General features: G+C 61.9%; 23 protein-coding genes and 2 pseudogenes. 7 read left to right on the plus strand and 18 right to left on the minus strand.

Translation table 11 applies throughout. The features are described from left to right. Positions 1-828 (plus strand): hypothetical protein (locus EDD52_RS23740; RefSeq protein ID WP_165907586.1); only part of this gene is annotated, 828 nt, incomplete at its 5' end. Positions 829-877: 49 nt separating this feature from the next. On the opposite strand, the gene EDD52_RS18625 is transcribed toward EDD52_RS23740, so the two are convergent. Beyond that, positions 878-1168 carry a hypothetical protein gene (locus tag EDD52_RS18625; protein ID WP_132247793.1) on the minus strand — a complete coding sequence of 97 codons (291 nt, stop codon included), beginning with the start codon at positions 1166-1168 and terminating at the stop codon, positions 878-880. Between EDD52_RS18625 and EDD52_RS24295 the strand changes: the two genes are divergently transcribed. Next, positions 1163-1681, plus strand: a complete 519-nt coding sequence (locus EDD52_RS24295) for a TOBE domain-containing protein (RefSeq protein WP_132247795.1) — start codon at positions 1163-1165, stop codon at positions 1679-1681. The two genes, EDD52_RS18625 and EDD52_RS24295, sit on opposite strands and share 6 nt — an antisense overlap. A 6-nt stretch (positions 1682-1687) precedes the next feature. On the opposite strand, the gene EDD52_RS18635 is transcribed toward EDD52_RS24295, so the two are convergent. The 14 genes from EDD52_RS18635 to hydA all read right to left on the minus strand — a co-directional run bounded on the left by EDD52_RS18635 (position 1688) and on the right by hydA (position 16149). Continuing rightward, the gene (locus EDD52_RS18635) at positions 1688-2149 is read right to left on the minus strand and encodes a RidA family protein (protein ID WP_132247797.1); all 462 of its coding nucleotides are present in this window, start codon (positions 2147-2149) and stop codon (positions 1688-1690) included. After that, a complete protein-coding gene (locus tag EDD52_RS18640; RefSeq protein ID WP_132247799.1) occupies positions 2146-3324 on the minus strand; it encodes an amidase in 1179 nt (392 codons plus the stop codon). Before EDD52_RS18640 ends, EDD52_RS18635 begins: the two co-directional genes overlap by 4 nt. A 4-nt stretch (positions 3325-3328) precedes the next feature. Next, entirely contained in the window at positions 3329-4306 is a 978-nt protein-coding gene (locus tag EDD52_RS18645) for an ABC transporter ATP-binding protein (RefSeq protein ID WP_132247801.1), read from the minus strand. Next, positions 4303-5352: an ABC transporter ATP-binding protein gene (locus EDD52_RS18650; RefSeq protein WP_132247803.1), complete on the minus strand. Its 1050-nt coding sequence runs from the start codon at positions 5350-5352 to the stop codon at positions 4303-4305. Before EDD52_RS18650 ends, EDD52_RS18645 begins: the two co-directional genes overlap by 4 nt. Then, a complete protein-coding gene (locus tag EDD52_RS18655) occupies positions 5339-6229 on the minus strand; it encodes an ABC transporter permease (protein WP_132247805.1) in 891 nt (296 codons plus the stop codon). Before EDD52_RS18655 ends, EDD52_RS18650 begins: the two co-directional genes overlap by 14 nt. 3 nt (positions 6230-6232) lie before the next feature. After that, positions 6233-7186 (minus strand): ABC transporter permease, encoded by a 954-nt coding sequence (locus EDD52_RS18660; RefSeq protein WP_132247807.1) that lies wholly within the window; start codon positions 7184-7186, stop codon positions 6233-6235. Positions 7187-7244: 58 nt separating this feature from the next. Further along, positions 7245-8846, minus strand: a complete 1602-nt coding sequence (locus tag EDD52_RS18665; protein WP_132247809.1) for an ABC transporter substrate-binding protein — start codon at positions 8844-8846, stop codon at positions 7245-7247. 157 nt (positions 8847-9003) lie between these two features. Next, the gene (locus tag EDD52_RS18670) at positions 9004-9684 is read right to left on the minus strand and encodes an aspartate/glutamate racemase family protein (protein WP_207906060.1); all 681 of its coding nucleotides are present in this window, start codon (positions 9682-9684) and stop codon (positions 9004-9006) included. Beyond that, positions 9681-11012, minus strand: coding sequence for an amidase (locus EDD52_RS18675; protein ID WP_132247811.1), 1332 nt, complete (start codon positions 11010-11012; stop codon positions 9681-9683). Before EDD52_RS18675 ends, EDD52_RS18670 begins: the two co-directional genes overlap by 4 nt. Further along, the gene (locus tag EDD52_RS18680; RefSeq protein WP_132247813.1) at positions 11009-12310 is read right to left on the minus strand and encodes a TRAP transporter large permease; all 1302 of its coding nucleotides are present in this window, start codon (positions 12308-12310) and stop codon (positions 11009-11011) included. Before EDD52_RS18680 ends, EDD52_RS18675 begins: the two co-directional genes overlap by 4 nt. Before the next feature lies 1 nt (position 12311). After that, positions 12312-12866, minus strand: coding sequence for a TRAP transporter small permease subunit (locus EDD52_RS18685; protein WP_132247815.1), 555 nt, complete (start codon positions 12864-12866; stop codon positions 12312-12314). Between the two features lie 63 nt (positions 12867-12929). Then, positions 12930-13958, minus strand: coding sequence for a TRAP transporter substrate-binding protein (locus EDD52_RS18690; RefSeq protein ID WP_132247817.1), 1029 nt, complete (start codon positions 13956-13958; stop codon positions 12930-12932). Then, positions 13955-14749, minus strand: a complete 795-nt coding sequence (locus EDD52_RS18695) for a maleate cis-trans isomerase family protein (protein ID WP_132247819.1) — start codon at positions 14747-14749, stop codon at positions 13955-13957. The genes EDD52_RS18690 and EDD52_RS18695 overlap by 4 nt, the downstream gene beginning before the upstream one ends. Then, a complete protein-coding gene (hydA, locus tag EDD52_RS18700) occupies positions 14746-16149 on the minus strand; it encodes a dihydropyrimidinase (protein ID WP_132247821.1) in 1404 nt (467 codons plus the stop codon). Before hydA ends, EDD52_RS18695 begins: the two co-directional genes overlap by 4 nt. 116 nt (positions 16150-16265) lie before the next feature. Here hydA and EDD52_RS18705 point away from each other — a divergent pair, with 116 nt between their 5' ends. Continuing rightward, complete coding sequence (locus EDD52_RS18705; protein WP_132247823.1) at positions 16266-17201, plus strand: LysR family transcriptional regulator; 936 nt, start codon at positions 16266-16268, stop codon at positions 17199-17201. On the opposite strand, the gene EDD52_RS18710 is transcribed toward EDD52_RS18705, so the two are convergent. After that, entirely contained in the window at positions 17170-17895 is a 726-nt protein-coding gene (locus EDD52_RS18710; RefSeq protein ID WP_132247825.1) for a hydratase, read from the minus strand. The genes EDD52_RS18705 and EDD52_RS18710 overlap by 32 nt on opposite strands. A gap of 169 nt (positions 17896-18064) precedes the next feature. Between EDD52_RS18710 and EDD52_RS24090 the strand changes: the two are divergent. The 3 genes and pseudogenes from EDD52_RS24090 to EDD52_RS18725 all read left to right on the plus strand — a co-directional run. Next, positions 18065-18355 (plus strand): annotated as a pseudogene (locus tag EDD52_RS24090) (IS110 family transposase); the annotation flags it as partial. 50 nt (positions 18356-18405) lie between these two features. Then, positions 18406-19119, plus strand: a complete 714-nt coding sequence (locus EDD52_RS18720; protein WP_132247827.1) for an IS6 family transposase — start codon at positions 18406-18408, stop codon at positions 19117-19119. Between the two features lie 53 nt (positions 19120-19172). Further along, positions 19173-19388, plus strand: a pseudogene (locus EDD52_RS18725) (ISKra4 family transposase); the annotation flags it as partial. A 119-nt stretch (positions 19389-19507) separates the two neighbouring features. Here EDD52_RS18725 and EDD52_RS18730 read toward each other — a convergent pair. After that, entirely contained in the window at positions 19508-20623 is a 1116-nt protein-coding gene (locus EDD52_RS18730; RefSeq protein WP_132247829.1) for a Fic family protein, read from the minus strand. Between the two features lie 228 nt (positions 20624-20851). On the opposite strand from EDD52_RS18730, the gene EDD52_RS18735 reads away from it, so the two are divergent. Then, complete coding sequence (locus EDD52_RS18735) at positions 20852-21505, plus strand: IS6 family transposase (protein WP_132247831.1); 654 nt, start codon at positions 20852-20854, stop codon at positions 21503-21505. Positions 21506-21510: 5 nt separating this feature from the next. Here the strand turns inward: EDD52_RS18735 and EDD52_RS18740 are convergent, their stop codons facing one another. Then, the gene (locus tag EDD52_RS18740) at positions 21511-21948 is read right to left on the minus strand and encodes a DUF2270 domain-containing protein (RefSeq protein ID WP_165907587.1); all 438 of its coding nucleotides are present in this window, start codon (positions 21946-21948) and stop codon (positions 21511-21513) included. Between the last annotated feature and the right edge of the window lie 38 nt (positions 21949-21986).

The following is a 21986-nucleotide window of genomic DNA, read 5'->3' on the forward strand; positions in this document are numbered from 1 at the left end:
TTCGTCAACCCCGACGACCTCGCTTCCCGCGTCGCCACGTCGCTCGCCAATGTCGAGCCCACCCGCCGCTTCCGCGACGCCCTGCGCCCGCCGGTGATGATGGGCGACATGGAGCGGATCTTCGCCAAGGACGAACTTGAAGACACCAGCCTCGCCACAATCAAGGCAGGGCTCGTGAGCATGGCCACGGAGTCCGCGCGCGGGATCCCGGCCCCGGCGCTGCATGTCGACCTCTCGCACGATTGGTGGTCCACCCGTCTGTTGCTCTACACCGCACTGGCCCGGAAATATGTTGGCGTCTCATGCCTTCTTATCACCGAAAGCCTCGAGGATCCGGATCCGAAGGAACACTTCGTTGGCCTCATCAGCGTCGAGACCGCGATGGAGCGCCTGCTTGAACTTCACAAGGACCTCGAAGGCAAGATCGACGAGATCGAGGCCCGCAACGACATGTTCCCTGACGCTCCCACGGAACTCGAGGAAGAGATCGACCAGGACGTCACCACCTTCAAGGCTGCCTTCTCGGCAGCGAAGATGAAACCGGAGAACCAGCGCAAGCTCGACGTCACCGCCTACCAGCTTCAGCGCTGGATGGGCGACGCCATGCTGACCCGCCCTGTCTCCATCAAGGACATCGAAAGCCCCACCCGGATCGACCTCGCCCTAGTCAGCCGCTTCCCGCACCGCTTCGTGCCGATCCACGCCGAAAGCGGCCTGGCGCCAAAGGGTCGTAACCCGAACACGGGCGGCAAATGCTGGGTGATCGACCAGTCCGACCTCGCAACAACGCTTTCCGAATTTTTCCTCTCCGACCAGTTTGGCAGCTGACCCACCGCATTAGGTGGATCGGAATGGGAAAACAGCTCGCTACAGCGAGTTAGGTGCCGACAACCAGCATCGTAAAACCGCCGATTGGATCGTTTGGATCAAAGGCCACATCGATCCCTTGAAGTTGCACGCCCGCAACCTGACCCTTGCGTAGACCCAGATCCGGGATCTTGATGTGCACTCGGGTGGCCACTGTCTCGGCGTTCATTTTTCGGAACTCGGCTACAATGTTTTTGTGGCGCGCGAGCTTGGTTTTGCCGCTTGCGACTGCACCAAGAATTTTGCGCATTTCGCCTTTGAGGCGACTTTGCAGATCGAGCCCGGAACGGCTCTGTTGCAACAGAGCCTAACCCATGACCAGATCGAGGCCATGACCCTTGCCGACCGGATCGTCGTGCTGCGCGACGGGCACATCGAACAGGTCGGCACGCCGCTAGAGCTATACGACAACCCCGCCAACGCCTTTGTCGGCACCTTCCTTGGCTCTCCGTCAATGAGTCTCTTTGCAGCAAACGTGATGCCAAATGACCCAATGCGCTTGCGCCTTCCCGACGGGGATGAAATCAGGCTGCCCCACCCGGCGAACCGACAGGGCGCGGTGTCCATGGGAATCCGCCCCGAAAGCTTTCGCCTCGTAGAAGCGGGCGCAGAAAACGCACTGGCCGCCGACGTGGTTGTCGTGGAACCGACCGGATCCATGACCGAGATCGTGTTGCGCAAGGGTGGGCTGGACTTCGTAGCAACCTTCCCCGAAAGGGTGGATCTCCGCCCCGGTCAGCCGGTCCACCTATCGGTCGCCTCCAAAGACGTGCGGATATTCGAAGCCGAGGCGGCAGCCCGCCCCGCGCCTTAACATCAGTCAGGTCAGTTCCAGCACGGCCTCGACCTCGACCAGCGCATTGGCGGGCAATGACGCGACATTGACCGCCGTGCGCGCATGGCGCCCCGCCTCGCCCAAGAGGTCGGTGAACAGTTGCGAAGCGCCGTTCACAATGAACGGTCCCTCGCCATAGTCGGGATCGGCGGCGACATATCCGTTGACCTTGACCACTCCGACGATCCGATCAAGCGACCCGGCCACCTGACGCGCACAGAACAGCAGGTTCAGCGCGCACATCCGCGCGGCCTCCTGCCCGATCGAGACGTCAAAGCCCTTGGAAATCGGGCCAAAGTGCTTCGGCACACCTTCCCATTCGCAAATCTGCCCCGACAGAAACAACAGGTTACCGCTGATCTTGCCGGGCAGAAACATCGCACGAGATGGGGCGGACGGCGGCAGTTCCAGCCCCAATTCGGCCAGCTTTTTTTCGATCTCGCTCATGCCGGCTCCTTCACGCGGGTCAATTCGATTGCCAGCTGGATCAACGACAAATCCGATCCGCGTGGCCCGATCAGCGACAGCCCGAAGGGTGCCCCGTCGACCTTGCCCGCCGGAAAGACCACCTGTGGCAATCCTGCCAGACCAGCCACGCAAAGCAGTTTCTGCGAGATGTGACGGTAGCCGTCGAACACCTCAACCGGCGCATCCAGCTTGAACGGCGCGTCATGCACCACCGGGGCCAAAATCACGCCATCGCTGCCAAGCAGCGCCTGAACATGGGCGGTGAACGCGGCGCGGGCCTTTTGTGCCGGGGCAATCTCGGCCTCTGTCAGCGCCTCAGCGGTGGCGGCGCGACCATCGATGCCGCGCACCAGCGGCATACCGGATCGGCGGATATAAGGCACGATATGCTCTTTGGCGTCCGCGCCCATAGTTGTCAAAAAGACCTGATATGCCGCCTCAATCCCCTCGGGGTAAAGCCCCGTCAACGGCGCCGCATCTATGCCCGCGAATCCCGCCTCACATACTGCGCGCTGCTTCGCGCCAAGGTGATCCATCATTTCGACCGGCCACAGCAGGCGCGGCTTGTCAGGCAACGGCGCAACGTCAACTTGCAGCGCAGAATGGGCCCGCAGCAGCGTCTGACCGTCGCGCGCAAAGATCCCGCAAGTGTCATAGCTGGGGGCAAGCGGCATGACGTCGTCTAGCGAAATCCGCCCGTGTGTCGGGCGCATCCCCCAGATCCCGCAAAAGCTGGCCGGGGCGCGCACCGATCCGCCGGTGTCCGACCCGATGGCGATATCCGCCAATCCACCCGCGACCGCCGCTGCCGATCCCGAAGACGACCCGCCGGGAATGCGATCGGGGGCCGCAGAGTTCACCGGCGTGCCGAAATGCGCGTTCATCCCGTACATCGACCAAGCCAGCTCATCCGTATGGGTCTTACCGACAAAGCGGGCACCGGCGTCCAGCAGCCCTTGCGCAGCAGGGCATGTGCGGTCCTTGACCGCACTCATAGCCAGCGCCAGCGGATTGCCGTTGCCGGTGCGATAGCCCGCGACGTCGTAAATATCTTTGACCGCCAGAGTCAGGCTGCTCAGCGGACCCTCACCATTCGGCACCGCGACGGGCGGATAGGGCATGAAACAATGATAGGGGTCTTTGTCGATCAGCATCGGCTCACTCGGCAGCTAGGGGTTGGGCGGCGCGCAGACAGGCCACGCGGCGACGATCACTGGGTAAATGCAACGGCGGCAATCCGGCGGCGCATTCCGGCATCGCAACAGGGCAGCGCGGCGCAAAGGGACAACTGTCAGGCCGCACCTCCAGTGCAGGAGGCGCGCCGGGGATGGCGTTCAACCGTTCGCCCCGTGCGACGTCATGCAGGTTCGCGGCCAGCAATCCTTGGGTGTAAGGGTGGCGGGCGTCGCGGATGATCTCATGCGTGGTGCCCTCTTCGACAACCTGGCCTGCATACATCACGGCGATCCTCTCGGAGATTTCCACGGCCACGCCGATGTCATGGGTGACAAAGATCACACCCATGCCGAATTCCTTTTGCAACTCTCGCAACAGCAGCAGGATCTGGATTTGCACCGTCGCATCCAGTGCCGTGGTCGGCTCATCCGCCAGCAACAGACGCGGTCGGCAGGCCAGCGCCAGCGCGATCATCACCCGCTGCCGCATCCCGCCGGACAGCTCATGCGGATAGTTGTGCAGGCGGCGATTGGCGGACGGGATGCGCACCCGGTCCAGCATGTCCAGCGCGGTCGACATGGCCTCTGCCTTGTTCACGCCCTTGTGCCGCATGACGGACTCCGCGATCTGGTGACCGACGGTATAGACCGGGTCCAGCGCCAGCGCCGGTTCCTGAAACACCATCGACACCTCACCGCCACGATACCGTTGCAGCGCCTTGCCGCGCAGGGACATGATGTCGGTACCGTTCACATGGATCGAACCATCGATCTCTGACCGTTTCGGTGGCAAGAGCCCAAGAAGCGTCTTCAGCGTCACCGACTTTCCGGACCCGCTTTCCCCCAACAGCGCCAGCGTCTCACCTTGTTCCATCGACAGCGACACGTCGTTGATTGCATGAACAGTGCGCTTGCCCTTGAAGCGCACGTTGAGGTTCTTCATCTCCAGCAGTTTAGTCATTCCGGCACCCCCTGCCCCGCCTTGGGATGGCCGGACTCTGCGTCGTGCAAGTGACAGGCGACCATGTGATCGCCGTTGCGCGCCAACCCCGAGAGTTTCGGCACGGCCTCCCTGCAGACCGCACTGGCAAAGCGGCAGCGGGTGTGGAACCGGCAGCCCGAAGGTGGATTGATCGGGTTAGGCGGGTCGCCCGCCAGTGGTGGTTCCTTGGTCCGGTTGTCCGGGTCCATCGACGGCATGGCCGAAAACAAGGAGCGCGTGTAGGGATGCGCCTGCTCATGCCAGATGCTCTCTACCGGAGCGACCTCGACCACTTCGCCCAGATACATCACCAGAATGCGGTCCGAGATATAGCGCACCACGTTCAGGTCATGGCTGATGAAGACATAGGTCAGACCGAATTCTTCGCGCAGGTCGTTTAGCAGGTTCAGCACCTGCGCTTCGACCGATTTGTCCAGCGCCGATACCGCCTCATCCAGCACCACCAGACGCGGCGACATCGCCAGCGCGCGGGCGATGTTCACCCTCTGCCTCTGTCCGCCGGACAGTTCATGCGGATAACGATGGGCAAAACGGTCGGGGTCCAGCCCCACCCGGTCCATCATCTTGCGGGCCAGGTCCTCTGGGTTGTCCAGCCCCTGAACCTTGGCGCCAAAGGCCACGGAGTCGAGGATCGTCAAGCGCGGGTTTAGCGTGGCATAGCTGTCCTGAAACACCATCTGCACACCCCGGCGCAGATCCTTCAGCGACAGGCGTTCCCCCAGCGCGTGACCGTCAAAGACAATCTCGCCCTTGTCCTTTTCGACAAGCCCGATCAGCAGCTTGGCAGTGGTGGACTTGCCGCAGCCGGATTCGCCCACGATGCCCAAAGTCTCACCCTTTTTGACCTCAAAAGACACGCCGTCGACCGCCTGCACCTTGGCCTGCGTACGGCCAAGGATGCCGCCCCGGACGGGAAAGTACTTCTGCAATCCGCTCACACGGATCAGCGGTTGCGCCGGGCCGCCGGTGTCCGGCAATGGCTGGTAGGTGTCAGTCACGGACATTCATCGCACTCCTCAGACCGTCGCTCAGCAGGTTCAGACACAGCGAGGTGACAAAGATCATCACGCCGGGCAGCGCCGACAGCCACGGATTCACGTAGATGACGGACCGCAGCGTGTTCAGCATCAGCCCCCATTCGGGTTCCGGCGGGCGCACGCCGATGCCAAGAAAGGACAAACCGGCGGCAAGGATCATGCAGACCGATGTCAGCGAGGTGGCATAGACAAAGATCGGTGACAGCACGTTGCCGATCACATGCACCCGGATCACCGTCCACGCGCTGGCACCGGAGGCGCGGGCGGCGTCGATGTAGTCCAGCTTGCGCACGCCGGACGTGACCGCCTCGGCCACGCGGGTGATCGGTGGGATAAAGACGATGGTCAGCGACACAAGGCTGTTGACGATCCCCGCCCCCAGCGCGCCGGAAATGGCGATGGCCAGAAGGACCGACGGAAAGGCAAAGAACACGTCCACTGTCCGCATGATGATGGTGTTGGTCAGCCCGCCGACGTAACCGGCAGTGATCCCAAGGATCGACCCCGCGAAAAAGGCGATGACCACCGGCATCAGCCCAATGAACAATGTCAGCCGCCCGCCATAGATCAGCCGGGCCAGCATATCGCGGCCCTGTTCATCAGTGCCCAGCGGATAACCCGGCGCGCCGATGGGTTTCAGCCGGGCGATCATCGAGCCCTTGTAGGGATCGGCAAGGCCCAGATAGGGCGCAAAGACCGCGGACAGGATCAGCGCGGCGATCACCGCAAGACAGAACATCGTCAGCGGGTCGCGCACCAGCCGGTGGCCGACACCGGACCAATAGCCTTTGGATTTCTCGACCTTCTCGGGTGCGTGGATGGAAGTGGCTTCAGCCATGGCCATACGTCACGTCCTCTGGATACGGGGGTCGATGGCGGCCTGCACCACGTCGACAATCAGGTTCATCGCCACAAAAAACAGCGCAAGGATCAGGATGGTCCCCTGCAACAAGGGCAGGTCGCGCTGAAAGATGGCGTTCGACAGCAAAAAGCCAGAGCCGGGCCAGTTGAAAACCGTCTCGATCAGGATCGAGCCGCCCAACAAGTAACCCAATTGCAGCCCCATGACCGACAGCGCGGTGGCGGCGGCGTTGCGGGCGACATGGCGCAGCACGTCGGCGCGGCTCATGCCTTTGGCGTACAGAGCGTCGACGAAATCCTGGCTCAGGATGTCGCCCGCCAGCGCCCGCACGGTGCGCGACACGATGCCGATGGGCACCACGGCCAAGGTCACGGCGGGCAGGAGGAGGTGGCGCATATGCGCCCAGTCCCATGCCCAGCTTTGCGACCCACCCGGACCTGCGCCCATAGATGGCAGCCAGCCAAGGTTGACGGAGAAGATGATGACCAGAACGATGCCGAGCCAGTAATTCGGCACCGACACTCCGGTGATAGACAGCGCCGTCACCGCGCGGTCGATCCAAGTGTCGCGGAAATAGCCCGCGAGAAAACCAAGGAAGATGCCGATGGGAAAGGCGATCACCGCCGCCGACACCGCCAGCAGCAACGAATTTTTTACCGCGCCAAAGACCTCGGCGGCGACGGGACGGCCAGAGGCGATGGACTTGCCCATGTCGCCCTGAAACAGGTTCCCGATCCAGATGGCGTATTGCACGGGCAGCGGTTTATCGAGCCCGTAGGCGGCGCGCATGGCGGCCTGTTCCTCGGCTGTGGCGTCGATCGGCATGATGGCGGTCAACGGATCGCCGGGGGCGATCTGGACCAGCAGGAAACAGATGACCGACACGCCAAAGGCGACGGGCAGGACCAGCAGGATGCGGCGGATGAGATAGCTGAGCACGGGGTTTGGCTTTCTGTTCCGGATGCCCCCGCCACAGGTTGCTGCGGGGGCGGTTGACTTACTCGGCCATCGAGATGGAAGAGAAGTTCTGATACCAGTTCTGCGCCTGAACAAAGCCTTCGACCTTGGGGCTCAGGGCACGCGGGGCGACGTCATGGGTGACAAAGAGGAACAGCGCCTCGTTGACGTATTTCTCATGCGTCTTCTGCAGGACGGCGGTCTGTTCCACGGGGTCAAAGGTGGTCTTGATCCCTTCGAACAGCGCTTGCATTTCCGGGTCTTTGTAGTGGCCCCAGTTGGTGCCGTTAGGCGCGATCAGACCCTCGTCGAGGTGACGGATCAGGCCGGTGAACGGGTCCTGGATGAAGTAGGTAAAGTTGATTGACTGCGCGCCATCTACGGCCTCGTCCGCAGCACCTGCACGCCACAGGTTGATCATCTGGTTCCACTCGACGACCATGAATTCGACGTCGATCCAGACCTCTGCAAGGCTCTGCTGGATGTATTCGTTCATCGGCAGCGGCAACATCTGGCCCGAACCTGACGGAGAGATCAGCGCCTTGACCGTCAGACGGTTGTCGGGGCCAAAACCTGCCTCTGTCATCAGCGCCTTGGCAGCGTCGAGGTCATAAGACGGATCAAACGTCGGGGTGCCGAACCACTGCGACGAAGGCGGCAGGAACCCTTTGGCCGGGACCATCAGACCACCCAGCAGCGGCATCATGCTTTCGCGGTCGATCGCCATGTTGGCGGCCTTGCGCACGCGGATGTCATTCCAGGGCGAGCCTTCCAGACGCGACAGGTGCCATGTCCAGTTGTGCGGATAGGCATTGGACGAGATAACAAAGCCATTGCCGGTCATCGCCGGGATGGTGTCGGGCGCGGGCGCTTCGATCCAGTCAACCTGCCCCGACAGCAGTGCCGCGGCACGCGCGTTGGGTTCGGGCAGCGGGATCAGCACCATCTTGTCCAGCTTGGGGATGCGGGTTTCGTCCCAGTATTCGGCGTTCGGCACCAGTTCGGCGCGCTCACGCGGGACAACGGATTCCAGCTTCCACGGACCGGTGCCAGAGGGCGCCATGGCGACCTGTTCCCAGTCCTTGTCCATAGCTTCCCAGTTGGCTTTGGACGACATCAGGATCCATGCCAGCTGATAAGGCAGCGTCGCGTCTGGCACCTTGGTGGTGATGGTCAGCGTCAGGTCGTCCACCGCCTCATAAGAGGCCACGGCGGGGATACGGCTTTTGCCCTGCGCCGACTGGCGCGGGTCGTATTGCTCGGCCGTGTCGTCCAGCAGTTTGTCAAAGTTCCAAACGATCACCTCGGCGGTCAGCGGCGATCCGTCGTGGAACGTGACGCCTTCGCGCAGCGTGAAGGTCCACGTCAGTTCGTCCTCGCCCACAGACCATTCGGTCGCAAGGCCGGGGATCAGGACCGACGGTTTGTCAGCGCTGCTCAGGTCCCATTCGATAAGTGAATCATAGACCGTATAGCCCATGAAACGCATGCCTTCGCCGCCTTGGTCGGTCTGGCCGGTGGTCAGCGGAATATCCGCTGCCGTCATGCCGACGCGCAGAACGCCTTGGGCGTTGGCCATCGTGGCACAGGACAGCGCGACCGCTGTCGCAATGGCCACAGCCCCTTTTAGAAATTTAGGCATTGATACCTCCTTGGGTTGCCAAGTCATTGTTATTCCTTTGTATTGTCGGTCTATTTTGCGCCGGTTCAGTTTCGCAAAACTTTGACCGGGGCATTTCTGTCCAACCAGCAGAAACGTGAATTTTCCGATCATGAATTTCTGCGCTGCAGCGAAATGCTTAATTTTTGGACTTACGGACAGTTGTTGACGCCTCTTTTCGCGGCACACGAATCGCGCCCGCCGAAGCGCCGGACAAAAGCGCATCGCGCAATTCAACACAGGCCGCACGAATCGGCGAAATCAGGGGCACCGGGCTGGATGCTGACAAGCGTTCCGCCGCCTCTCCCAGAGGGCCGCCGCCGATGATGACCACCTCGGCACCGTCCTCGGTGGCGCGCGCCACAGCCCCGGCAAGCGCTGCATCCAACCGCGCGGGATGCGCCATCAAGGCCAGCGGATCATCCTGCGTCAGATAGCAGCCAAGGTAGCCAGCCACCGGCGTCATCAAGGCATCAATCGGACCGGACAGACTGGGTGTGGTCGTCGCCACGGCAAAGCGTCGCCCCCCCGCTGCCCGGGCCGAGGCCGCGCCAATCCCGATCACCGGGCAGACCATCCGCGCCGCCAGCTCCGCGCGCCCCGGATCGCCAAAGGCGGACACGATGATCCCCGCTACCCGCGGCAATTGCGCCTCTGCCACCTGTCGCCCGGCCGCCGTCAAAGCCGCCTCATCAACAATCATCTGAGGCCCCTTGGGCGCGGTCCATCCGGTGATGTCGGGCAGGATCTGGCGCGCAATCTGCAGCATTGCTTCGGTTGTCGCGACATTTGCGTTGGGGTTCATCAAAAGCGGGGTCATTTCCCCTGCCCCGCGTCCAACTGGGCGGCAACGCCCAAGAGCCACCCCTCACCGCCGTGATCGACGATCAGTTGCATACCCACTGGCATCTCTCCGGCCTGTGCCGCAGGAAAGGCCAGCGCTGGCACGCCAGCCGCATTGACCCAGCCTGTATAGATCGCGTGCCCCCGTGGCCCCACATCCTGCCCGTCGATCTGCGCAGGAAAGGCCTGATCCGCAGGCCAAGGCATCGCTGCCGCCGTCGGCATCAGCACGGCGTCATACCCCCACAGCCCCCGCACAGTCTCGCGCAGGGCAAAGATTCGGGTCAGCGCCTCATACAGATCCACTGCGCTGGCCCCCGCTCCGGCCCGTGCCATCGCGCGGTATTTCTCGGCGGCACAGTCCAGCACCGCTGGGTCGTTACGTCCCAGATGCGCCAGTCCGATCTCACCGATGCTGGACCAAACCGCGTTCAGCGGTGCCAGATCAACCGGCAGAGCGCCCACATCAACCTCATGCCCCAGCCCGCGCAACTGCGTGACCGTTGCGTCAAAACGGGACCGGATAACCGGATCGCAAGGCGCGTCGCCCAGCAGACCCACCGCCAGAATGCGGCAGGTGCCTGGTGCCGTGGCCCCCTGCCCTGTCAGAACCCGGTGAAACAGCGCCAGATCACGCGCGGACCGAGTAATTGGCCCGACCACCTCCAGATCCAGCAACACTTGCGGCAGTCCGCCGCCGCGCGACACCGTACCGATCCCCGGCTTCAGCCCCCAAAGCCCGGTGTACCCCGCCGGACGCCGGATAGAGCCACCGCCATCGGTGGCCAGCCCCGCCACCGCCATGCCAGAGGCCACCGCCGTAACAACGCCGCCAGAGGATCCTCCGGGCGTCAGCGACGGATCCAAAGGATGGCCCGTGACTCCGAAACGGAGGTTCCCGGTATAGCCCTCAACCGCGAATTCGGGCGTGTTGCCCTTGCCAAGGATCACCGCACCCGCCGCGCGCAGCGCCGCCACCGGCATCTCATCCTGCTCGGCCACGCGCCGCGCCAGTTCAACGTTGCCCCAAGCGGCAGGCATCCCGCGCGCAACAAGGTTGTCCTTGACGATGATCGGCACGCCGCTCAATGCGCCGAGCGAGGCACCAGATCGACGGGCCTGCGACTGGGCCGCCGCCTCTGGCAATGCGGACCCTGACAGGGCGCTGTAGGCGTTCAGTGCCCCATCCTGACGGTTAATTTCATCCAGATGCGCGCGCGTTACATCCAGTGGATCAACGCGCCCTTCGGCATAGGCCTGCAACAACGCGGTCGCATCCAAGGTTTTCAGCGAAAAATCTTTCATCGGCCCACCGCCTGCGGCAGCCACGTCACCACCTGCGGCCAGAAGATCAGCGCCGAGGTGAACAGCAGCATCAGCCCCGCGTAAGGAATAGCCCCCGCCACCACGTCCGAGAATGGCCCGCGATCCCCGCGCACGCCCTGCACTACGTACAGGTTCATGCCCACCGGCGGCGTGATCATCCCTAGTTCACACATCAGCACCACGAAGATGCCAAACCAGATCGGGTCCACCCCCGCCTGCACAACGATCGGCACAAAGATCGGGATCGTCAGCACCTGCATCGACAGCACGTCCATGAACATGCCAAGGATCAGGTAGAACAGCATCAGCGCGAACAGCAGTTCGACCATGGTCAGTCCCTGCGACGCCACCCAGGACGATATCACCGCGGTGATCCCGCCCAAGGCCAGCGTCAAGTTCAGGGTAAAGGCCGCGACGATGATCATCAGAATCATCCCCGTCGTTTTGGCCGTCTTGCGGAAACAGATGTCGAGAAAGGCCAGCGACAGCTTGCCCTCGGCCGCGACAAACCCCAGCGCCACGACCACAGCCAAAGCGGCACTTTCCGTCGGAGTCGCAATCCCCAGATAGATCGAGCCCATGACAATCAGGAACACCACCGCCGCAGGCACCAGATGCCTGAGTGCCGCGATTTTCACGGACCACGGGATCACCACGTCATCGCGCTTTTCGGTGTGGGTCAGGATGTCCTGCACGGCGATGAAAGCCATGAACAGCATGGTCAGCAGGATCCCCGGCACAACACCCGCGATGAACAACTGCCCCACGGACACGCTGGCCAAGGACCCATAAACCAACAGGTTGACCGAAGGCGGAATGAGAATGCCCAAGGTGCCGCCCGCCGCCAATGATCCCAGCGACCGCGAGGGCCGATAGGCGCGTTCCTCCAGCGCGGGCAGCGCCACGGTGCCCACGGTGGCCGCCGTTGCCACGGAACTGCCGGATGTGGCCGCAAACAGCGCGCAACAACCGATGTTGGTGTGCAATAGACCGCCCGGCAGCCGCCCCAGCCACAGCGCCAGCGCGCCATACATCCGGTCCGCCAGACCCGAACGCAGCAGCAGCTCGCCCAGCAGGATGAACAGCGGGATCGCGGTCAGGACCGGCTCATTCGAGGTGCCCCAGATCACTGGCCCCATGCTTTGCAACAGCACCGGACCATACAGGACCATGCCCCCGGCCACGCCCATCATGACCATGACAGAGGCCACCGGCAGCCCCATCAACAACAGGCCCATCATGATCGTAAACCCGATGGCGACGTCAAAGATGCTCATCTCAGCGGCCTTTCATTTGGGTCAACTCTTCGCTCAATTCGTCCTCGGCAGAGGTCGGATTGAACGCCGCGGCTAGCGCCCGGTGCCGTCCGGTGAAAAACAGCAGGCTCGCCCGCGCCAGCAGCACAAAGGATAGCAGCGCAAAGCCCGCCAGCGCCGCGTACCAGGCCGATTGCGGCCAGATCAGTGGCGTCCGCCAGGGCGTCGCGGCGGTCGATCCATAGGCCAGCGTGTCAGAGATTACGAACCAGCCGACATAAAGGAAAAACAGCCCCAGTACCGCCAGCGACAAGACTGCCAGCCAGTCCACCAGCGCCTGCGCCCAGACCGGCATCCGCGCGTGCAGAACATCGATACGGATATGCGCGCGGTCGATCAGCGCAACGGAAAAACTCAGCGCCGCGCCGAGGGCCAGCACATAGCCGCCCAGTTCATCCGCCCCCTGCAACGAGGTATTGAACAGCTTGCGCAGCAGCGTTTCTAGCGCGACAAAACCGGACAGGAACAAAAGCGACCAACCGAACAATCGGCTGATCCATGTGGCGAGGCGTTCCATAAGGGAATTCCTTGAAAATGGCGCCCGAACCGCAGGGAGGAACGGTCCGGGCGCAGGTCCGGCTTACATGCTGTCCTTGGCCGTCACGGCCTTGGTCCAGGCATCAGAGCAGCCGGGATTGGTAGCATCGCAGACCTCGGCCCACGCCGGGAAGGACACGTTCGGCACAGCCGTGCCGACCAGTTCCTTGTCCGCATCGGTGGGTTCGACCAGCACGAGGTCATATTTCGTGCCTGTCTCGCAGGGTTCGGCGCCGGTGTTGCAGTTCACCGCATCGACGAACAACTCTTCGGAATAACTCCAGATCTTGTCAGTCAGCTTGTCGAACCCGGCCTGCAGTTTCTCCTGCTCATCGGGGCTCAGCTTGTTCCAGGTGTCGAGGTTGATGCCATAGCCGTTCATCGCCAGTTGGAAGGCGATCGGCAGGGTATAGGACGTCACTTCGGGCCAGCCGGCGGAATTGGCCGAGGACGGGCCGGTGATGGCGCAATCCACCACGCCGCGCGCCAGCGATTGCTGAACCTCGGGGAAACCGATGGGGACCGGCGTTCCGCCGACCAGCGACACAAATTCCGCTAGGTTCTGGTCATAGACCCGCACTTTCAGCCCCTTGAGGTCGGCCAGCGACCCAATCTCCGGCTCGCAGAACAAGACCTGCGGACCAAAGGGCCAGACGCCCAGCAGTTTGGTGTTGAACCGCTCTTGCAGGCGTGCATCTACAATCGGGGCAAAGGCCTCGACCGTTTCGCGGCCCGTGGCGTAATCCGGATTCAGTCCCACAAGGTCGAGACCAAGGATCGTCGGCTCATCCCGCGACACCTGGCTCAGGCGCAGCGACACGATGTCGAACAAGCCGCCCTTGAGGATGCGCAACTGTTCGGTGTCCTTGATGCCGGTCACGTCGACCGGCTGGTAATCGGCGCTGAAGCCGTCCAGCCCGGTTTCGGCGGCGAAATTCTCAAAGAACGGCTGTTCGACGTTCTTCTGGATCAGGCCGGTGGCGACCGGCTGGCCCATGACGCGGAACGTCTCGGCCCCGGCAGGAATGGCAAGCGCGGTCAGCGTGGCGGCGCAGGCAAGTGTACGGATCATGTGGATGTTCCTTTGGTTTCGGAGAGTGTGAGTGGTGGCAGGCCAAGGGCGGCAACGGTTTGAAATACGCCCCCCCAATCGGTGACCTGCGCGGGATCAAGCCCGACCCGTGACAGGCAATGGGCCGCCGTGACGGCGACGGAATCGAGTACCGGGATGCCGGTGGCGTCCTCGATGCGCGCCGCCTCTGGCGCGCCGCGAAAATTGGTGCAGACAACGGCGATGGCGTCGGGCTTTGCCTCGGCCACGCGTTCGATCATCGCGCCCACCTGTGCGGGCGGATAGGTGGCGAAACTGTAATTTCCCCTGTCGTTCAGCCTATTGGAGCTGACGACCTCGATCCCCTGCCCGGCATAGTTTGCGATCATCCGGGTTTCGATCTCTTCGACATAGGGCGTCACCACACCCAGCCTTTTGACCCCCATGCCTTTCAGCAGCGCGTCATAGGCAAGGATGGTCGACGTCGCGGGCACGCCGGTCCGTTCAGTGATCGCCGCACAAAGCGCGCGGTCCTTGTCCAGCCCCAGCCAAGATGCAGACGTTCCGTTCCAGGCGATCAGGTGCGGGCGCGCCTCGGCCAGCCGCTCGGCGGCCTCAAGGATCGGCTCCAGCGTGAACTGCGCCTGACTGGCATCAGACATGGAAATCTCGACCACCCGGAAACGCCCGAAATGCGCGCTGGCCGCCTCACCAAAGGGGGCGAACATGGCGCTGGTATAGGGCTCCAACACCGTGTTGGAACTGGGCGTCAGCATCCCGACGCGGCGGGGATCGACGGCGGGATACTTCATGCCGCCACCTTGTCGCGCGCGATATGCCGCCCAATGGCCGCGCCCACGGGCGCGCCGTTTTCCATAACGGTCTGGCCGCGCAAAAGGGTCCGCACCGGCCAGCCGGTGACCGCGAACCCTTCCCACGGGGTGTAGTCCGACCCGTGATGCAGGTCGCCTTGGGTGATCGCCTTTGTCAGCGTCGGGTCCCACAGCACGATATCGGCATCCTTGCCCACCATCAGCGCGCCCTTGTTCGTCAGGCCGTAGATGCGCGCGTGGTTGGTGGCGGTCAGCGCGGCAAACGCCTCAAGGCTGATGCGCCCCTTGCTGACCCCTTCGGAGAACAAGATCGGCAGGCGCGTTTCGACCCCCGGAATTCCGTTGGGAATGTTGCGGAAAGAGTCCCGCGCACCGGGCGCGTCTTTGCCCTTTTCGTCGGCAAAGCGGAACGGGCAATGGTCCGAGGAAAATACATCGAACGCCCCCTGCTCCAACCCCGCCCAGATCGCCGCCTGCTCATGCGTATCGCGCGGCGGCGGAGAGCATACGCATTTCGCGCCCTCAAAACCCGCGCGGTCCAGATCGTCCGCCGTCAGCGTGATGTATTGCGGACAGGTCTCGGCGTAGACCTTGACGCCGCGGTCCTTGGCGCGGCGGATTTCCTCCAGCGCGGCACCGTTCGACACGTGCACCACCATCAGCGGTACACCCGCCACTTCGGCCAGCGTGGTGGCTCGGTGTGTGGCTTCGCGTTCTACCGGCACCGGGCGAGAGCGGGCATGAAACACCGGCGCGGTGTCCCCTGCCCTTTCCGCCTTGTCGCGCAGGTATTCGATGGCGTCCTCGTTTTCGGCGTGAACCAGCGTCAACGCGCCCTGCCCTTTCGCCACATCCATCACTTGCAGAATCTCGGAATCTTTCAGGCGCATCCCTTCGTAGGTCATGAAGACCTTAAAGCTGGTCAGCCCCTGCGCGATCAGCGCTGGCAGGTCCTGCCCCAGCGTGACGGGGTCGGCGCTCTTGACGATCAGGTGACAGGAGATGTCTGTCAGGCACTGGCCCTCTGCGCGCGCAAGATAGGCGACAGTTGCCTCGCGCAAGCTTTGATCCTCATCGGGCAGGACAAAGGGCATCACCAGCGTGTTGCCGCCACAGGCCGCAGCACGGGTGGCGCTGGCGAAATCATCCGCCATCTCGATCCCCGGTCCGGACGGCTGGGCGATATGCACATGACTGTCGATGCCGCCGGGCATAGCGATCAGACCGGTCGCGTCGATCATCTCATTGCCCGACAAATCGGTGCCCAGCGTCACGATGCGCCCGTCCCGGATACCGATATCGCACTGTGCCGCCCCGGCGGGTGTCACCACCCGCGCGCCGGAAATCACCGTATCATGTGTTGAAAGTTGGCCTTGCATACCCACCGTTCCTGTCGCGTTCGACCAAACGCTAGCGAGGCTTTCGATTGCCAACCATGACAAAATAGGCAAGGTTGCATTCTCAAAATGAGAACGCAATTCAGGGGCGTATTTGCATGAAATTTCACCTCGTTCCGCGCCAGTTGCTGTATCTTGAGGCGGTCGCAGAACACGGATCTATTCAGGCGGCGTCACGCGCGCTGGGAATCGCCGCTTCGGCCATCGACCGGCACATCAAGACGTTGGAAGAGGCCAATGGCGCACCCCTGTTCGAACGCCTGCCGCGCGGAATGCGACCCACGGCCGCCGGCGAGTCGGTGATTGTCATGGCGCGGCGCTGGCGCGCCGATGCCGACCGTCTGGAAACCGGCCTGCTGGAAATGCGGGGCAAGGAATACGGGTCGGTCCGGCTGGCGGGCATGGACAGTCTGTGCAACGGTGTGCTGCTGGACCTGCACAAGGACCTGCGCGCCAACCAGCCCAACCTGCGCCTCTCGCTGGACATAATGACCCCGACAGATGCCCTGCGCGCGCTGGAAGAAGGCACGGTCGACGTCGCCATGACCTTTAACGCCCCGCCTATGCGACACCAGCATGTGCTGTGGCAGCGCAAGCTACGGCTGGGTTGCATCGTCGCCTCCAACCACCCACTGGCCACGGCTGGAAAGCTGTCGCTTTCGGATGTGGACGGTCACGCACTGGTGTCGCAAAGCGCGCTGATGCCGACGCGGCAATACCTAGACAACCGCCACGCGTGGTTCTTTGCCTCTAACCGGCCTGTGCTGACCTCGAATTCTATCCAACTGCTGAAACAGGCGTTGCTTCAGGGTGACGTGGCAATGATCACCTCGGAACTGGATATGCTGCCTGAATTGATGGACGGCAGGCTGCGGTTCCTGCCGTTGAAAGAGGCCGGGCTGGCCTCGCCCACCATCTCGACGGTGATCGACGCGCGCCGCCCGCTGTCCCGAGCCGCCCGCGTCGTCGCCGAATATCTTGGCACACAGACAGAGGAGCTGATCAGCGCGTTTGCGGCACCAACTGCGCCGTGATCTCTCCGAACCCGGCAACCGTAGCCTGAACGGTGCTGCCCGCCTCAAACCATGGCAACCCGCAGAGCGATCCGGTGATGACGTGGTGTCCGACCTTTAGCCCGCCGCAGTGATCGCCGATCTTGTCGAGAAACAGCTGCAAATTGCCAAGCGCCGAACCGCCGGGCACCTCGGCCGCGCCGTCCAATAGAACCCGCCCTGCCCCGTTCATGGCCGCCTGCACGCTACCGAAATCAGCGCCATCCCAACCATCCAGCACCGGCCCCAGAACAAGCCCGTCATTCGACTGCATGTCGGCCAGCTTTTGCGTCGGCTCTAGGTCATCCCCCACAAGACGGCAATCGACCAGTTCCATCACAAGGCGCGGACGAAACACGCTATGCAGCGGCCCGTCGCCCAGAGGGCGCATCAGTTCAAAGGCAATTTCCAATTCGACGCCAGCCATATCCGGCGAGGGGATCGGCGCCCCGCTGTCAAACACCCGCGCGACAGGGATCGGCCCCAGCACAGGATTGCCATTCGGCCCCGGGCCCAGCTTGAACCCGGCGACCTCGCCCAGCGTTTCTTGCACCTGCGACTGGATGGCCAGCGCCTCTTGATAGGTGGGGATGCCCTCAGGCGGGGCAACAGGTACACCGCTGGCCCGCGCGGTTGTCAGGCTTTTGAAATAGGCGGCAATCAGGTCAGGGCGCATGAAAATATCCTTGTGTTCGCAGGCTTAATTCGCTGTGGTTTCTGAGTGTATAGGGCTGGGCTCAATTACCTGACACGGCTCTGTTGATGGCGTGGATGCTCCCTCCCGACGGCATCGCAATGTGCCAATGTGGTGAATGTTAAAGCCATCACAAAAGGAAGGAGCATCCATGTCCGAAGTTACTCTCATAGGTATCGACTTGGCAAAGCGCGTTTTCCAGCTGCACGGCGCTCGCTGTGACGATTCGGTTGCGTTTCGTAAGAAGCTTTCACGGGGTCAGTTGCTGGCGTTCATGGCACAGTAGCCCAAATGCACGATCGCCATGGAGGCTTGTGCGACGGCGCATGGCTGGGGGCGGGAATGTGAGGGGCTGGGGCACGACGTGCGCCTGATGCCGCCAGTCTATGTGAAGCCTTTCGTCAAACGCCAGAAGAACGATGTGGCCGATGCAGAGGCCATCGTAGGGCACCGTCAAGTTGCGGGACATCTCAAAAGCAGGTACGTGGGCGCATGACCAAACCCAAGCAATCTGGTGCCTTTTCAGGCCACCGTTTTCCTCCTGAAATCATTGGATACGCTGTCGGGGCCTATCATCGATTTCCCATGAGTTTGCGCGATGCCGAGGACCTGTTAGCCGCACGCGGTGTTGTGGTCAGCTACGAGACCATCCGCGCTTGGATTGCGAAGTTCGGGTTACAATATGCCAAGGCGATCCGCCGAAATCGACCCAAAGCGGCGGACAAATGGCACTTGGACGAAATCGTCCTTCCGATAAATGGTAAGAAGTATTGGCTGTGGCGCGCCGTCGACAGCAAAGGCGATGTACTGGACATCCTCGTACAATCTCGGCGCAATAAACGGGCCGCCATTCGGTTCTTTCGCAAACTATTCAAGGCGTTTGGCGAGCCACGGGTGATCGTCACCGATAAACTCCGAAGCTATGGCGCCGCCTTGAAGGAGCTTGCTCCGGGAATAGAGCACCGCAGTCACAAGGGCCTTAACAATCGATCCGAAGGGTCACATCGCCCCAGACGACGGCGAGAAAAGATTATGGGAAGGTTCAAGTCGCCGAGACAGGCCCAGCGATTTCTTTCCGTTCATGATCAGGTCCAAACCATCTTCCGTCCGCGCCGCCATACACTTTCAGCCGCTGCCTATCGCCAAACCAGAGCCGATGCCCACTGGATTTGGGACGACATCACGCGTGAGCTGACGGCTGCCTGAGATCCAGTGCCACGGCTTTCGCCGACAGAAACTCCGATAACTTGACGATGCCCCACAGCTATCTCACCAGCAACATGGGTTCGTTGGTCAACTATGGTTGGCGATATCGCAGCGGCTTGCTGATCTCGACCTCCCGTGCCGAAGGTTGTGGCGATGACATCGGAAACGCGCGCATGGGCAAACGAAGACGCATGAGATGGTCACCACGCGGAGCTAACAATCTGGCCGTCACCAGAGCCGATGTTCTCGATGGTCGTCTGTCAGTCTCAAATGACACCATAGCGGCACAACCCCTCGCTTTTGCACACTCCCAATGGTTTCTGAACCTTGCGCGAACGGGAGAATAAGCCTCTAATGTCGTGTTCCCGCCGTCCCCGCCAGCGATACGCTACACATCCGGTCCTTCAAGATTCAGCCAGTACCGAGTGTATCGGCGTTCGCCAGTACGCGTGAAGGCATCAATTTCGACAAGTTCCTGAAGATCCCTGGTGGCCGTTGCCCGTGATGTCCCGGAGATCGAAATATAGTTCTCCGCACTCAGACCACCTTTGAACCCGTCAGGCCCCTCTCGGAACATCCGCTCGATCACCTTGGCCTGCCTCTCATTCAACGCAATGCGATACCGGTCATAGAAATGCGCCTTGGAAATGAAGAAGCCCACACGTTCAAGAGTGGTTTGCTGCGCTGCGAGAACGACGTCGGCGAACCAGACCAGCCAAGGTGTGACATCCAGTGTCTTCTGGTGCTGTTCTAGCTGGTCGTAGTAGTCTTTCCGCTTTCGTTCGATGGTGAAGGCGAGGGCGATGAGGCTTGGCTGCCCAATGCTCTGAGCAAGGGACTTTTCGGCGAGGGCCCGACCCAAACGACCATTCCCGTCTTCGAATGGATGGATACTTTCGAAATAGAGATGACTCAGGCCCGCACGCGTCAGCGCCGGCAGAGCCTCTTCGGCACCCGGCCCGGTCTGGTTGAACCAGTTGACGTATCGATCCATCTCATTCCGAACCTGAGCAGATGGCGGGGCCTCAAAATGCACGACCGGACGATCAAGACGCCCCGAGACGATCTGCATGGCTTCCTCGTGCTGCCGGTATGACCCGATGGCCTCCAGACGCTTGTCGAAGGCAAGAAGCATTTCGTGCCACCGAAACAACGTCTCATGCTCGAGGGTCTCGGCGTAGGTCGAATACACGTCGACCATCATCTCAGCCACGCCACGTTCCCGAGGCTTTGTCGGATAGCTGTCGGGCGACAATCCAAGCTGACGACGCAGCGAAGACTGCACACTGCGCCGGTCCAGCATCTCTCCTTCGATGGCACTGGTTTTCATGGCCTCATCGCTCAGCAGGTCGATGCGGAGTTGATCACGCTCTGACGGGCTGACATGGTGGACGGCACCCAGGACTTCGCCTGACGACATCAGGAAGCGCTGCTCGAACGGTGCCAGTGATGCTACGTCGTACCGGAAATCCGGCCAACCCGATATCTGCCAGTTCCAGGCCATGAGTTATAGAATTCCTTCCTATAACTCACAGAATGAGCATTTTTGAGTTATAGAAGTCAATCCTATACCTCAAAATGTGCAAACCCACGTAAGCTCTGCTGTGCGTTTGCACTTAAAGCGGAGATGTCACGTTAATCGGGTAGCGATTGCCTGCTCGCTGTGTGCTACGTAGGTCACAGCGATGCAGACACCTTCCATCAGCTATAGGCGGCACGGCTCCCGCCTTCGATCATTGCCCACACGGTCTGGCTGTACGTCCGGTTCAATCTGAGCGTGCGGGAGGTCGAGGAGATGCTGCTCGAACGTGGCATCGAAGTCTCCTATGAAACGGTTCGGCGCTGGACGGCCAAATTCGAGCCGCAGATCGCGAGGAACCTGCGGCGGTGCCAGCGCCGCTCCGGCGACATCTGGCATCTTGACGAAGTCGTGGTGACGATTTCGGGAAAGACGTTCTGGCTCTGGCGCGCCGTTTATCAGCGCGGCGTTGTTCTGGAGGAGATCCTCCAGTCCCAGCGGGACAAACAGGCCGCCAAACGGCTTCTGCGCAAGTTGATGAAGCGCGCGGGGTCTGTTCCCAAACGTATTATCACGGACATGCTCCGATCGTACGGCGCGGTCAAGCGCGAACTCCTGCTCCAACTGGATCACTTGTCGTATAAGGGGCTCAGCAATCGTGCCGAGAACAGCCATTTGCCGTTCCGAAAGCGGGAGCGCGTGATGCAGGGTCATCGCTCTCCGGACGGCCTGCAACGCTTCGTGTCCATCCATTCCGCCGTCCGCAATTATTTCTCCGTTCCAACTCGCCGACGCGCCGCCCTAACCATTCGCTACCACCGGATGGAAGCTCTCTGCGCGTGGAAAGTAGCAGCCAGTATCGCCTAAGGCCGTCATCTACGGCCTTGACCGCCAACCCTTCGGTTAACGTGACAGCACCAATCCCGTCGGCCGCCCGGACCGCGCAGCATCGGTACGTAGAAATCGGTTTCCATCAGCCGCGCCCGCGCCCTCCAGACGTTGAAGCAACGGTAGCGCCGCGCATCCTGCAACAGGAACACCGCGACCAGCAAACCGACCAGGACCAGTGGCAGAGCGGTGGCGCTCGGGCTGCCGAAAGCGACCGTGAAGGAGACGCCGGTCACAACGACGGCCCAGTTGGTTGTTGTGTCCAGTCGGGTCCCCCAGATGGTGCTCCGATCGATCTTGCCTCGATAAAAACGCGCAAGCGCGCCCACTTCGGACAATGTGAATTCCTCGCGGATCGATACTGCGGCAGGTGCGACAGGCTCGACGGCCCGTAGTGTGGTTTCAATTGTGTTCATATTCATGGAGGCGTTTCCTCCTGGTTTTGAGCGAGACGGTTGCT

The organism is Primorskyibacter sedentarius (assembly GCF_004342065.1).
Taxonomy (GTDB): Bacteria; Pseudomonadota; Alphaproteobacteria; order Rhodobacterales; family Rhodobacteraceae; genus Primorskyibacter; species Primorskyibacter sedentarius.

Coding starts and splice junctions, on each gene's coding strand:
- EDD52_RS18675 (WP_132247811.1), bottom strand. CDS start 11,012: ATGAAAGATTTTTCGCTGAAAACCTTGGATGCGACCGCGTTGTTGCAG.
- EDD52_RS18670 (WP_207906060.1), bottom strand. CDS start 9,684: ATGACCCCGCTTTTGATGAACCCCAACGCAAATGTCGCGACAACCGAA.
- EDD52_RS18740 (WP_165907587.1), bottom strand. CDS start 21,948: ATGAATATGAACACAATTGAAACCACACTACGGGCCGTCGAGCCTGTC.
- EDD52_RS18635 (WP_132247797.1), bottom strand. CDS start 2,149: ATGAGCGAGATCGAAAAAAAGCTGGCCGAATTGGGGCTGGAACTGCCG.
- EDD52_RS18640 (WP_132247799.1), bottom strand. CDS start 3,324: ATGCTGATCGACAAAGACCCCTATCATTGTTTCATGCCCTATCCGCCC.
- hydA (WP_132247821.1), bottom strand. CDS start 16,149: ATGCAAGGCCAACTTTCAACACATGATACGGTGATTTCCGGCGCGCGG.
- EDD52_RS18645 (WP_132247801.1), bottom strand. CDS start 4,306: ATGACTAAACTGCTGGAGATGAAGAACCTCAACGTGCGCTTCAAGGGC.
- EDD52_RS18690 (WP_132247817.1), bottom strand. CDS start 13,958: ATGATCCGTACACTTGCCTGCGCCGCCACGCTGACCGCGCTTGCCATT.
- EDD52_RS18705 (WP_132247823.1), top strand. CDS start 16,266: ATGAAATTTCACCTCGTTCCGCGCCAGTTGCTGTATCTTGAGGCGGTC.
- EDD52_RS18730 (WP_132247829.1), bottom strand. CDS start 20,623: ATGGCCTGGAACTGGCAGATATCGGGTTGGCCGGATTTCCGGTACGAC.
- EDD52_RS18710 (WP_132247825.1), bottom strand. CDS start 17,895: ATGCGCCCTGACCTGATTGCCGCCTATTTCAAAAGCCTGACAACCGCG.
- EDD52_RS18695 (WP_132247819.1), bottom strand. CDS start 14,749: ATGAAGTATCCCGCCGTCGATCCCCGCCGCGTCGGGATGCTGACGCCC.
- EDD52_RS18665 (WP_132247809.1), bottom strand. CDS start 8,846: ATGCCTAAATTTCTAAAAGGGGCTGTGGCCATTGCGACAGCGGTCGCG.
- EDD52_RS18685 (WP_132247815.1), bottom strand. CDS start 12,866: ATGGAACGCCTCGCCACATGGATCAGCCGATTGTTCGGTTGGTCGCTT.
- EDD52_RS18655 (WP_132247805.1), bottom strand. CDS start 6,229: ATGGCCATGGCTGAAGCCACTTCCATCCACGCACCCGAGAAGGTCGAG.
- EDD52_RS18720 (WP_132247827.1), top strand. CDS start 18,406: ATGACCAAACCCAAGCAATCTGGTGCCTTTTCAGGCCACCGTTTTCCT.
- EDD52_RS18650 (WP_132247803.1), bottom strand. CDS start 5,352: ATGTCCGTGACTGACACCTACCAGCCATTGCCGGACACCGGCGGCCCG.
- EDD52_RS18680 (WP_132247813.1), bottom strand. CDS start 12,310: ATGAGCATCTTTGACGTCGCCATCGGGTTTACGATCATGATGGGCCTG.